We start from the raw sequence: 12,649 nt of genomic DNA on the forward strand, positions 1-12,649 counted from the left end.
CGTATGAGCACGCCGATCGAAGCGAAAGCAGGTTCTTCCGTTGCCGCTGCAAGAAGCGCCAAGTCGGCTAAAGCAGCCAAATCTTCTAAAAAAACGTACCTGATCTTTTTCTCCAGCTGGGTTCTGCTGATCGCAACCGGCGTACTGGGAACGATGCTGTACACCGAGCAGTTGAAAAAGCAGTTGAGCGCCGAGCTTGCCAGCCAAACCGAGCTGCAGCTTCAAGCGATGCAGGCCCAGTATCAGGAACAGCTCGAACAGCTCAAAGTGTCCGTCAATGCGGATATGACGACTTTGCAGACGAAGATCGATTCGTTTAACGAGCTGCTCGCCTTTACGAAGGACAACGCGAACAGCAAAACCGACAACAGCAACCAGCTGTATACCCAGCTCGCGGAAGTGAAGAAAAAGCTGGACGAATTAAAGCAAAACCTGGACGTGTTGAAATGACGGCACGCGAGATCAACCGTTTTTTTCTGCTTGCATGCGCCCCGTTTATCGGCATGCTGGTGTGGCTGTTCTCTTTCGGCTTCGCCTTGGAAATGCCCGAGCTGGTCTTTCCGTCTGCGCTTCAGCCGTTTTCCGTATCCGAGCAGGCGGTCAGGATCGATCAAAACCTGGAAGTTGCCAAGGGCAATGCAATCGCTACGCGGGGGACGATCGAGAAGTTTTTTCAGCTGTATGAGGAAAGCAACAAAGAGATGAACGCTATGGTCAAGCAGGCTGTCGCCCAAGCGGGCAGGCCCGCGCAAATCTTCGACAACCGGCTCGCAGGCGAGCTCGGCAAGCCGATTCGTACCGTCACGTCGGGCAACATCGACCTGCGCTTGTACCAGTTCTCCGATCCGAACTATAAGGGATACGCTTTGAAGGTTGAGATGAAGTCGGACCATGCGGTTAAGATGACGCTCGGCAAAGACAAAGTCGGCGGTTCCGAGACGACGCTGGCCGCCGCGAACCGTTACGGCGCAATCGCCGGCATCAACGCCGGCGGATTCGCGGACAGTGAGGACGGCAAACGGTATCCGCTCAGCACGACGATGCTGAATGGCAAATACGTATACGGCTTCGAACCGACCTTTGATGACTTGGCTTTCATCGGGCTCAGCAAAGACCGGAAGCTGATCGGCGGCAAATTTGCGCGTCAGTCCGATCTGGACAAGCTGAATCCTTCCTTCGGGGCCACGTTCGTCCCGGTCTTGCTGAAGGGCGGGCAGAAGCAGGCTATCCCTTCCAAATGGCTCAATTCCCCGCGCCGCGCTCCGCGCACCGTAGTCGGGAATTTCGGCAACAACCAGCTGCTGTTCGTCGTCGCCGACGGCTACAACGAGCGGGGCAGCTCCGGCGCTACGCTGGCCGAGCTCCAGGACAAGCTGGCTAGACTGCGCGTCATCGACGCTTACAATCTGGACGGGGGCGGTTCGACGTCGCTCGTATTCGAGGGCAAAGTCGTCAATAAGCCGTCGGACGGACAGCTACGCTCGCTTCCTACGCACTTTTTATTTTTCAAGTGATTTCAGCCAATTGTGCCATAATGTTCACATTTGGGCCGTTTTCTTTTATTGATCCATTGGGTATAATAGGGGTAGTTTGTCACGGTATTCCATCTGGGAGGTGCGACCCGGCATGTCTATTTTCGCTTCATCTACGTTCTGGATTGTCATGATCGTATTAACGATGTTTGTCGTTGCGATATTGACTTCTTCTTATAACGAAGACAAAACCAAGGGCTTGTAATCGCTTCGTTGTCCATCAGCCGCTTACGCCCGCGCTTCCGATAGCGCGGATGTAGAGCGGTTTTTTGCTGTTGGCTGCGCGCTTTGATTCGCGCTCGCGGACGGAGCGGGTATGGCGGGAAGGGAGGAGGAAGGGTGAGGGTGCGGGTGCGGACGGGAAGCAAGCGGGATGTGGCTGGGATGCAGACGGAAAGCGGGCGGGATCGGCGATAAGAGACGATAGGAGCTTCTATTTGCGCAAAATTGTCGTTTCCGCGTCAATTAAGAGCTGCTGGCGGCTCTTATTTCCGCCGTTCCGCCTCCATTTCCCCCTTCGGCTCTCGAATAAGAGCTGCCAACCACCTCTATTTGCGCAAAATCGTCGTTCCTGCGCCAATTAAGAGGCTCTAACAGCTTCTATACCCCACCTGCAGCCAGAGCCAGCATAATCCCCCGGCTTCACCTAGCTAAGGTCGTTCTTCCCACTCCCAAACTTAGCTGGTAGCGCTGGCCCTAACCCTTCAGCTGCGTTTCACTTTCGTTTCGTCACCGTTTTTTCAAGCATGCATACTAGTTGCTGCAATGGCGCAGTCATCTCCTCACCGGCACGCATATCTTTCAGCCTTAATTGGCCCGCAGCTGCCTCCTCTTCTCCGACCAAAATGACGTAACGCACCCCTTCCGCGGAGGCGGCAGCCAGCGTCCGCTTCAGCTTCCGGCCGGACGGCGCAAGCTTCGCCCGGATTCTAGCGTCCCGCAGCATCGACGCAGCGCGGAGCGTCTCGATCATCGTATCGCCGATCGGCACGAGCCATACCGGTTCCATCCCCAGCTCCAGCCCCCGGTCCCGGCAGCATTCCAGAATCGAATCGAGGCCGAAGGAAAGACCGACCGCCGGGCAGTTGAACTGCTCCTTGCCGGCGAGCTTGCCGATAATCGCATCGTAGCGGCCCCCGCTAGCCAGACTGGAGCCAAACGATCCGTCTGCTATGAAGCACTCGTACACCGTACCGGTATAGAAAGACAATCCTCTGGACAAAAAAGGGTCGAACTTGCAGATTCCGTTCAAGCCGGTCCCTTCGAGCAGCGAGCCGAGCCTGCGGACCTCCGCCGTTCCTTCCTTTTCCGACAGCCCGAACAACGTCACCAGCTCCTCAAAATCCGGAAGCTCCGCTTCAATCAGCCGCACCACCGGACCGTATACGTCCGGTTCCAGCTTTTTATCCGCCAGCTCTTGCTCGACGCCTGTGGCACCGATCTTCTCCAGCTTGTCGAGCGTCAGCATGACCGGGGACATCCAGTCCGCTCCAACCCCCAGCCTTCCCAGCAGTTCCCCCAGAAACCGCCGGTTGTTCCACTTGATCACGATCGCAATCCCGAGCTCGCGAAATGCGTCTGCGGCCAGCTGCATCAGCTCCGCTTCCGCTTCCGGGCCGGTTATCCCGGCTATATCGGCGTCGCACTGCACAAACTCGCGCAGTCTGCCGCGCTTCACCGGCCCGTCGCGGAATACTTTGCCGATCTCGTATCGTTTGAACGGCAGTTCCAGGCCGGGACTGCCCGCGACGAATTTGGCGAAAGGAACGGTCAGGTCGTAGCGCAATCCGAGCTCGCGGCCCCCTTGATCGGACAACGTATACATTTCCTTTAAAATCTCGTCGCCGCCCGCATATTTCGAAGCCAGCAGCGAACGCTCGTTCACGATCGCCGTCTCCATCGGCTCGAAGTCGTACAAGGCGAAACGGTCCTCCAGCACGCTGCGAATCCGGTTTCGCAGACGCTGTTCCTCCCCGCGGTAATCGAATGTTCCTTTTACATTTTGCATGAATCTGCACTCCCTTCATCGTTTTTAGGAACAAAAAAACGCGCCGGACCTCTTGGTCCTGCGCGCTCAGTATGCGGCAGGGAGGCCAACGCGAACAGCGTTAGCCCACCCTGGAATCAAGCTTAGGGCGTGCTAACGCTTCTTGTGATGATGAAGTTGTGCGAACAAGACTACAGTCATGGCGTCCGCCTCCCTCATGTTCCTAATGAATGGTTCTCATTATATCTTGAAGGGACGCAATATGCAACTGGCATTCCTGATAAGCCTGACGGTTCAGCCGCGCTCTATAGCTCGGACCAGGTGACGGTCAGCTCAATGACTCCGTCCTTGGAAGCCAGTACGCCACCAATCATCGACCAGGACTGCTTTTTCGTTTCGCCTTGAATGATTATATTTTTATCGTCAATGGTCTGAGCGGCGTCAGCCAAGTTTTGCGTTTTGAAGTAATCCTTGTACAGCTGCGTGACCGAGCTCATGCTTTCTTTGGTCGTGAATACAAGCAAGGCGGACTTTTTGCCGTCGTTGATCCCGGAATGGGACGTCTCGATTTCCGCATCTTTCGGCAGCGGGAAATCGGCCGGCAAATATTCCGGCTTGTTCTCCTTGCCAGAAGCCTGGACCGAACTTGGCTTCGAGGTTTCACGGCTTTGCTGGCTAAGAGTTGGATCGGTGAGAGCCGTTTGGCTGCATGCACCGGCCAGCATAGCGGCCATAATGGATATACCGGCAGATTTCCAGATTTTACTTCTCATCTTGTTGTCAGCTCCTTTCCTTTACATGGACTATCTTACCATCCCCTTCCTTTTTCTCCACATGGAGAAAGTCCTAATTTATGTGAAAATTAGATGATAAGAGCCAGGAGTCCGCAGTCCTCGTTGAACTGCGTCCCCTTTTTGGTGCCGACAGATATCGCATTGATCCGACACGGTATCCGGCCATTCGATGCGGCCCTCCGCAGCCTGGCAGAATAACGAGACAGACGGGCTTCACACGAAAAAAAGCACCGACGGCGTGCTGCCGTGATGCTATCTGTACGACTCCCATATCGGTTATGGTAATCGGAATCCTTATGCCGGGAAACTAGCTACGGTCGCACTTGAATCATCTCTCGCATACAGTTGGTGCAGATATGCTTCTCTCTGTACTCCGTAACTCCGTTCATGTCTCCGCAAAACACACATTTCGGGCGGTAGCGCTCGAGCAGTATGTGATCGCCGGAAACCAGTATTTCCACTGGATCCCCTTCGTTCATCTTGTATCTTTTCCTTAACGATTTGGGCAATACGATTCGGCCCAACTGGTCTACTTTCCGTACTACGCCTGCCGGTCTCATCTCGTCTCACCTCGCTTCATTCCGCTTTCATCAATAGGGATTCGCCAAACAAGGATAAATTCCTTCTTTTTACAAAAAGTTCTGGCACCCGCTTTACAGAACGTTTACTTCAGTCCCAGAAACGCGTTCTGCCTCAATCCTTCGAATAAAACGATCGCCGCGGCGTTAGACAAATTAAGTGAACGGACGCTGTCCGTCATCGGCATCCTCATGCACGTTTCGGCGTTGGCTTCGATCAGTTCCGGCGGCAGTCCTTTCGTTTCTTTGCCGAAGACAAAGACGTCCCCGTCCTTATAGTCAAACTCCGTATACAGCCGCTGCGCTTTCGTCGTGGCGTAGTAATAACGGCGGCGGCTGCCGAGCTTCTCCTGAAGCTCCCCGAACGAATCGTAGTAGTGAATGTCCACCGAATGCCAATAATCGAGACCCGCCCGCTTCAGCGTTTTGTCGTCGGTCAAAAAACCGAGCGGCCGAATCAGGTGCAAAGACGTCCCCGTTGCGGCGCATGTCCGGGAGATGTTTCCTGTATTCGCGGGAATTTCGGGTTCGACGAGTACAATATGAAAAGCCAAGACTACCGTCACCTCACTGAATTTACAAAAACATACGGTTATTTTAATGAATAAACGATCGAAAGTAAACCTGGGCGAGCCATCATTTGAAGCGTGTATTTTATTGTCCTCACATAAAATTTTACATTGATTTTACGAATCCTTAATCTTGGCATGATCTAACGGGGCGATAATGGAGATACATACCGAAAACTTGCAAGAAAGGGAGACGATGATGACGAAGAAGAAAATACTGGTGGTTGATGACGAGCCCTCGATCTCCATGCTTATCGATTTTAATTTGAAGCTGGTCGGTTATGAAGTGCTGTGCGTATTCGACGGGGAAGCCGTCTTTGAAGTGATTCCGCAATTTCGTCCCGATTTGATCGTGCTCGATCTGATGCTGCCGAAAGCAAACGGCATCGAAGTATGCAAAAGACTGCGCGAGCAAAACAACCTCGTACCGATTATTATGTTAACGGCCCTGCAGGATTTGTCGGACAAAATCGCAGGACTCGACAACGGAGCGGACGACTATATGACGAAGCCGTTTAGCCCGCAAGAGCTCATATCGCGGATTCAGGCGATCTTCCGCCGGACGAGCGCCTTACCTGCGGCCGAGATGGAGACGCTGCATATCGGACCGATCCGGATTCAGCCGGATCAGCGGGAAGTGACGCTGCACGATACGCCGATCGAGCTGACGCCGAAGGAGTTCGAACTGCTGCTGTTTCTGTGCAAACACCGGGGCAAAGTATTGAGCCGCCAGCAGCTGCTTCACGGCGTGTGGGATTACCACTTCATCGGCGACACGCGGATCGTCGACGTTCACATCAGCCATCTGCGCGATAAAATCGAGAAAAACGCCCGCAATCCCGAATATATCGTCACAATCCGCAATGTCGGCTATAAGCTGACCGAGTCGGTTGCCAAGGAATCGTTAGCCTGATCCTTCCAAGCGAACCAATTTATGAAGAAGAACCGTCCGGCGTCCGGACGGTTTTTTTTGCGTGCAAACCTCTATACTTTCAAACCGCTCTTATTCCCCCTGCTACGTGGAATTCGGACAAAATAAAAGCTGCAAACCGCTCTTATTCTCACTTCCCTCTTGCCGGTGAGCGGGCTTTTCAAGAAACAACCAATTACACCGGACAGGAGAAGAGATGCTGCCTCCAGGATCTCAGAAGTATGCCGGCACGGATCGCCGGTCAAGAAGAGAATCAAGGTTCCCGTTCAGCCTACAGCTCCATCAGCATCTTATGGAAACGATCCAGCATGCTCCGGTACATAGCGGGGTCGGAATCCGGCATATACGGAGTAAACGAGAAATAACCTTTGTAGGAACGCTTCAGCAAAATCGAAGCGAGTTCCTTTACCTCGGCGTTGCCTTCGCCGGGCAGCACCGGTCTCCCGTCCGCGAATAATCCGTCGTTGACCCGCAAAAACCGGATCTTCCCCTTCAGCTTGCTGTTATAAAACGCATGGAAAAACGGATGAGCCTTCACCCGGACAAATTCCAGCGGGTTATAGATGACAGCGGTGTTCTCGTCCTTGATCCGATTGTACAACGCGGCCAGCTTGCGGTCGTCCGATAAGCACGACAACGAATCGTTTTCGACAACCAGGCCGATCCCCTGCACCCTCGCGGCCGCAACCAGCTTGCGGAGCGCCTCGATCTCGCCCTCTCCGGGGTCCGCCGACGATCCTGCCGACCGGGACGGTTCCCCGCCAACCTCTCCGCCACCGTCTGCTCTCGCCCCTTCCTCTGCCGCGTCTCCTGTGCCGCGTATCGTCACCTTGACATGCTCCACTTGCAGAAGCAGCGCTTTCGTAAGCAATTTCTTATAGTAATCGTAGTCGGTTACCGGACGGCTGCCGTTCAGCAGCACGATTTTTTTGTGGTTGGCAATCAATTGGTTTCGGCCGTACTCGACCTCCTCGCCGCTCCAATCCGCGATCGATTTGCCTTCGAGCTTGTCGTTCAGCTCCATATTCGAAATTTGCAGCTCGCTGCACAACCGGATTTTCTGATCCAGACCGGCTGCCGCCTTGTCCGCCGCCAGCATACTAAAGTTAAACATGGCGCACACCCTTTTCTTCGATCAATGTCAATTTGCAACGACACATATTTCGCATGTACGGTCGGCGCAGCCGTTTTCCTTATACACGGACAGATCGACCGGCTCTTCCGAATACAGCCGTCTCGACCAATGGCACGAGTTGCAGTTCGGGTTATGGCATATAAAAAACAGCGGATCGTCCCGAAGCAGCTTTAGCCCGATCTCGAACACGTTTTGGACCTCCATGACGAGCACGGCCGCGTTGCCGATCCGGCCTTCGATCAAGGCGCCGTGCTTCCTCAGGACGGGAGTGAGACGCAGAAAGTCCCGGTGGCCCGGAGGAAATTTGTTCAGGGTAAAGGTCCGGTTCTTGTAATCTTCCATATAGGTAGGAGCGGGAATATCGACGGTCAGCAGATAGCGGGCATCGATCGCTTCCTCCAGGGAGTGCATGATCGTATTGCGGTCCATATCGACGCCGAGCATCATCACTTTGCCGTCGAGATCGCGGATTTTGTAATAAGGGGTCCCCGGTCCGCAGCCCGTCTCGCAATGCTCGTGGCCGGATGTGATCCATTCGGCCTGTTTCCCAACCGCGGCAACCGAATGAACGGGATGCAGACTCCGGTGCGCGTCCGCCCGTCTGCGGAATACTTCGGATATTTTGCCTACCGCCGACGGGGTGGTCGCCGCATCGAACGGCTCGGACCAGCCGGTAAGTGTCGACATGACGATCGTACCTTCTTCGCCAACCGCCTCCAGCAAGGCATCGATCACGGCCTCGGCTCCGCCGTCCACATAGCCGATGCTGGTCAAGGAGCTGTGCACGAGAACGATATCTCCGGCCTGGATATCCATCAGCCCCAGCGCGGTTTTCATTTCTTCTTTATTTACCATCTCCGCAACCTCCTTGGGTGATGACCGCCCGGCACGGAACCGCGCTCGTTCCCGGAATGTTCAGGGGAAGCGCCGTCAGCCGGACCTCGCTCTGCCTTACCGATTCCAGATTCACGCATGGCGCGAGCATCAGAATATCCGCTTCGTAAAATTCCGCAAAAAACTGCTCCGACTTGGTCAAGTTGTCCCACCTCGGAAAATCCGACCCGAGCAAATACGGCTTTTGGCCGATCAGCCATTTCATCGCATCGTATGTAAAATAAGGCGAACGCTCCAGGTAGCTATCGTCCATCCAATACTTGCCCCAGCCGGTGCCGACGAGAATCGCGTCGCCGGGGCGAATCCGGTCGCTTCCCGCGCTTTTCTTCAGCATGGCCGCGTCGATCGCAACACGCCTGCCGGGTACGTCCAGCTCCGCTTCGTTCAGCATCAGCACGACACACCGCATGTTCACCAGTTTGCCTATCGGAATATCGGCGACGTAGTAGCTGCTCTCTCCCCCAAAATAATGGGCCGGCGTCTCCAGATACGTTCCGGTTTGCGAATGCAGTCCTTCGAACACTTCGGCATATACGACAGCCTCCACCCAAGGAACGCGGTCCAGCGGCCGCATCCGGAATTCCGGAAACGGTTTCTCGTAATTCCACATCCCTTGTCGGATAACGCCGGTTATATCGATCACGTTCATGGCTTGCCCCCCTTGTCTTCCAGGCGCAGCAGCGCCGTCCTTGCTCTAGGATGGCATCAAACGGGGATACTTGCAACAGACATATCGTGTCTTTATTCAGCATACAGCTGCGAAGGTTGGTTATCTCTAGTCGCTAATCGATTCGTTTTAACTAAAAGTCCAGTCACCCACAAGCTCCAGTATTTTGGTTTCTGCGCCATTCATGTTACGGAACGTTATAGAGGCTCCGCGCTGCGTTGTTGATGCTATTGTCTTAATAGCACCATCGAGTGTTATTTTCAAGCCATTCACAGAGACTCCATACGTTGTATGAGTGGATTCAGGGTCAAACACAACTTTTCTTACAGAAAAGTCCCGATCCGTCCGTATTTCACCTGGCACTATGTCAGTAGTGGCTTTATATCGAACAGTTGAACACGCGCGAACCGTAATTTTTGGTGATGATTGATCTAATACGGTCTCACCGTCTAGTTTAAATGTAGAACCAAAAAACGGAAACTGTGCAAGTGTGGTCAAGCCTGCCGCGTATAAGCTTAATTTTCTTTCTGAATTCGGTGCGCATAAGTAACGCGACTCTTGACGATACGGCAAATCGCCCGCATACCAAGCCAAGATAGCATTGCAATTCTCATGAACATTTAAAGTAACCTCAAATGCTCCGATTGTTTCATTACCAACGGTGCCGTTATAAGTATGACGCATTGGGAATGCTGTAACGGATCTGGCAATCTCAACATTTTTTATTCGGCACCTGCATCCGCTTTTAACCCAACCGTTTTGCAAACCCATGTAGAACGTGCCGCTGACCATAACATTGTCAATATCTACAAACCCGGTAGACCCGGTTTGAGTGCTAAAAAAACCTAAGCATGTATTTGTAGTGTTGTATAGTTTCATTGTTCCTGTAATACGAACTTCATATCTGCGTTCTTGATAGTTAACGCAATACAGTCCTGCGTAAACATCTTGAATGGTCGGGGATTCAATGAGCAGATTGATACATTCCGGCATTTCACCACCTATCGCGTTATTGGGCTCTATATCAATTCCCGCTTTCGGAAAAGTGCCTTTCACACCATCATAATCACCAACTTTTTCGATATAGGGTCGAATAATGGATACATTGACAAATGAACGTGGTGAGATCCCGTTACGTCTCGCACCAGAAATGTAGGGCTCAAAGATCGTTACATTCGTTGGCTCATAACCGCCCTGAACGTTTGCCAGTCTTCCGATGTCTATACCGTCGCCCCAACAATCCACTATTCTAGGCTTGTAGAAATAAATATGTTTACAATCAAGAATTTGAATTCCATGTCCCCACTCGCCGGTTGTCCCTGTATGTCGCCGTCTGTCTCCCTCTACCTTAGCGTTAATTACAACGGCATTTTCTATTTGATACGTTTTTATTAGCTGATACACGGTATTGGATGAACCTAATAATTTTAACCAGCCGTTCTCAGTAAAACTTAAAACGGAATTAGATAAAACGCTTAGTAGGCAAGCATCTCCCGAATCCACTGCGCCGTAGAATACGGCATCGATGACAAAGGGTCTGCCCTTGGACGCTGCGTACGCATACCCGATACGTAATTGTGATTTTTGATCTTCCTCTATATTTGGAGTTGCAAACCACGAAGCATAATAAGCGGGCTGTATGTCCATTACCCAACATGAAGTTACAGTTACACCGTTCTCTTCTTCAGTTGTGCCGGGTGTATACGTATAAAATTTTTCAATGGAGCGAACAAATACTCGATCACCGTCTTCAGCATCAAGCGCAATCATTTCAGCAAGATCTGCAACCGTTCGAGTTATTGCCGCTTGTGCATCGATGCCGGCCGTAGAAACCGCTTCCAATTGTAAAAACGTTTCATTGATCGCACCGACAAGACTGGATTTATCCGCCGTTTTTAAGGAAGATAAATCTCCAATTTGTTCATGGGGATTACCCCCGCCTTTTCCGTATGTGGATAAAGCTGCAGTTGCTGCCGGATTAGCTTGACCAAATGCCTGGGAAACCCCGCCGGTTGCAGCGAAAGTAACACCCGTTACGCCGATAGCCGCCAGCAAATCTCTCCGACTCCATTTATCGTGTGTACGTTTCTCTGATTCCCCTCGTTCCACCGTCTGATTTTGTTTTTCGCTATCAATTCTTTGATCGTCCATCTTGACATTCACCCCTGATCTTGAAATGACTCCCCCTTTCGATGCATCGAAGGGGGGCTGATAGGTTTACCGTGAGGATCGAATCGATTTACATTACTTAGCGCCTTGGAGCTCGGCCAGCTTCAGCTTGATTGCTTCCTCGGCTTGCGACAGCGCCTGATTGACGTCGATCGTCCCTTGCAAATACTCTTTGAATTTGTTGATGGCAATGCTTTCTCCCTGACTTCGGTATTGCGAGGCAACCGGATATGGAACGGGCTTACTTTTGAAAATGCTTGGTAAATGTTTGTCTTTCAAGCCGGGGTTAGATGATCCGAGCGCTTGCTTGATCGCATCGCTGGTGAGCGGCGACAGACGGCCGCGCTTGGACAATTCCAACTGCACCTCATCCGAGCTCATCGTCTCGATAACGCTGATTGCATCTTGCAAATGTTTTGTCGTTTTGGTCGCAATGACCGTGTACACGCTTGCATTGCCGTACGTGTTCGGCTTTTCCGGATAGCTCGGATACTGCGCTACGTCCCAGCTAAGCCCATCCTTTTCGGCTGCAACGAGCTGGTTGAGGATGTTTAGATCGAGTAGCATGCCGAGCTTCTTGCTTTTCATAAACTGATCCTTCGGCGATTCCGCAAGCAGCTCGTTGCCTGGAATCGAGAAAATCTCCTTCGACAACTCGAACACGCGTTTCCACTTGTCGTTGTTGATGACCACTTGATTGTTCGCGTCAAGCGCTGCTACGCCAAGCGGCTGCGACATCCAAATGATCGTGTAACCCGGGTCGAGACCGCGGATCTGCACGCCGCCATCGGTGCGTGTCACTTTTTTCGCCAGCTTCAGCACGTCATCCCAATACATACCATCGGTCGGGTAGGGGGCACCGGCTTTATCAAAAATGTCTTTATTGTAATACAGCGCATGGTAGTTGACATTAATCGGCAAACCGTACAATTCGTTTTTGTCCGACGCATTGCGGACGTCTGTAATGTAGTTAGTTTCAAAGCGGTTCAAGGACATGTTCCGCGCTTTGAACAACGGCTCCATGTCGATCACCAGTTCCAAATCCCGGTACGACGCTAAGGCGCCTGTAAAGGTGACAATCAAATCCGGCGTACTGCCGGACGCCATCAGTTCATTTAATGTCGTTCCCTTTGCGTCCGGCACATATTCGAGCGTAATGTGTGGGTATTTTGCCTTGAGACGCTCCCCGACAACTTGTTGAAACTCTTCGTCAAGCAAGGTCCCGACCGCTTGGCTGGCAATACGAAGCGTGACCGGCGACGGCTGATTGACTTTCGTTTCTACAGCGCTGCCTTCTTTGCCGCCACATCCGGACAGTACAACGGCCATTGCAGCGGTGAACAGTGCAATTGTGCGTACTTTAAATCGTTTCATACGAAAAATCCCCCTGTTT

The 12,649-nt window shown here is 52.4% G+C and carries 12 protein-coding genes; 3 read left to right on the top strand and 9 right to left on the bottom strand.

The genetic code is table 11. The annotated features are described in order from the left end of the window. The first annotated feature begins 3 nt into the window (after positions 1 to 3). Together AC3Y2E_RS02710 and AC3Y2E_RS02715 are read left to right on the top strand one after the other, a co-directional pair. The gene (locus AC3Y2E_RS02710; RefSeq protein WP_332074829.1) at positions 4 to 450 is read left to right on the top strand and encodes a hypothetical protein; all 447 of its coding nucleotides are present in this window, start codon (positions 4 to 6) and stop codon (positions 448 to 450) included. Next, entirely contained in the window at positions 447 to 1,514 is a 1,068-nt protein-coding gene (locus tag AC3Y2E_RS02715) for a phosphodiester glycosidase family protein (protein WP_379206877.1), read from the top strand. The genes AC3Y2E_RS02710 and AC3Y2E_RS02715 overlap by 4 nt, the downstream gene beginning before the upstream one ends. A 733-nt stretch (positions 1,515 to 2,247) precedes the next feature. Here the strand turns inward: AC3Y2E_RS02715 and hisS are convergent. The 4 genes from hisS to trmL all read right to left on the bottom strand — a co-directional run bounded on the left by hisS (position 2,248) and on the right by trmL (position 5,445). Continuing rightward, entirely contained in the window at positions 2,248 to 3,540 is a 1,293-nt protein-coding gene (hisS, locus tag AC3Y2E_RS02720; RefSeq protein WP_379206879.1) for a histidine--tRNA ligase, read from the bottom strand. Positions 3,541 to 3,824: 284 nt separating this feature from the next. Beyond that, complete coding sequence (locus AC3Y2E_RS02725; RefSeq protein ID WP_379206881.1) at positions 3,825 to 4,292, bottom strand: hypothetical protein; 468 nt, start codon at positions 4,290 to 4,292, stop codon at positions 3,825 to 3,827. Positions 4,293 to 4,624: 332 nt separating this feature from the next. After that, positions 4,625 to 4,873, bottom strand: a complete 249-nt coding sequence (locus tag AC3Y2E_RS02730; protein WP_190931319.1) for an AbrB/MazE/SpoVT family DNA-binding domain-containing protein — start codon at positions 4,871 to 4,873, stop codon at positions 4,625 to 4,627. A gap of 104 nt (positions 4,874 to 4,977) precedes the next feature. Further along, positions 4,978 to 5,445 (bottom strand): tRNA (uridine(34)/cytosine(34)/5-carboxymethylaminomethyluridine(34)-2'-O)-methyltransferase TrmL, encoded by a 468-nt coding sequence (trmL, locus tag AC3Y2E_RS02735; protein WP_190931320.1) that lies wholly within the window; start codon positions 5,443 to 5,445, stop codon positions 4,978 to 4,980. Between the two features lie 214 nt (positions 5,446 to 5,659). Between trmL and AC3Y2E_RS02740 the strand changes: the two genes are divergently transcribed. Beyond that, a complete protein-coding gene (locus tag AC3Y2E_RS02740; RefSeq protein WP_190931321.1) occupies positions 5,660 to 6,373 on the top strand; it encodes a response regulator transcription factor in 714 nt (237 codons plus the stop codon). Between the two features lie 289 nt (positions 6,374 to 6,662). Here AC3Y2E_RS02740 and AC3Y2E_RS02745 read toward each other — a convergent pair whose 3' ends face one another. The 5 genes from AC3Y2E_RS02745 to AC3Y2E_RS02765 form a co-directional block, all read right to left on the bottom strand. Further along, positions 6,663 to 7,505, bottom strand: a complete 843-nt coding sequence (locus tag AC3Y2E_RS02745) for a hypothetical protein (protein ID WP_379206885.1) — start codon at positions 7,503 to 7,505, stop codon at positions 6,663 to 6,665. 27 nt (positions 7,506 to 7,532) lie between these two features. Continuing rightward, complete coding sequence (locus tag AC3Y2E_RS02750) at positions 7,533 to 8,381, bottom strand: AAC(3) family N-acetyltransferase (RefSeq protein ID WP_379206887.1); 849 nt, start codon at positions 8,379 to 8,381, stop codon at positions 7,533 to 7,535. Next, entirely contained in the window at positions 8,371 to 9,069 is a 699-nt protein-coding gene (locus AC3Y2E_RS02755; protein WP_379206889.1) for a cyclase family protein, read from the bottom strand. The genes AC3Y2E_RS02750 and AC3Y2E_RS02755 overlap by 11 nt, the downstream gene beginning before the upstream one ends. A gap of 147 nt (positions 9,070 to 9,216) precedes the next feature. Further along, the gene (locus AC3Y2E_RS02760) at positions 9,217 to 11,238 is read right to left on the bottom strand and encodes a hypothetical protein (protein ID WP_379206891.1); all 2,022 of its coding nucleotides are present in this window, start codon (positions 11,236 to 11,238) and stop codon (positions 9,217 to 9,219) included. 93 nt (positions 11,239 to 11,331) lie between these two features. After that, a complete protein-coding gene (locus AC3Y2E_RS02765; RefSeq protein WP_379206893.1) occupies positions 11,332 to 12,630 on the bottom strand; it encodes an ABC transporter substrate-binding protein in 1,299 nt (432 codons plus the stop codon). Positions 12,631 to 12,649 lie beyond the last annotated feature (19 nt).

It is taken from the genome of Paenibacillus sp. MAH-35 (assembly GCF_058135425.1).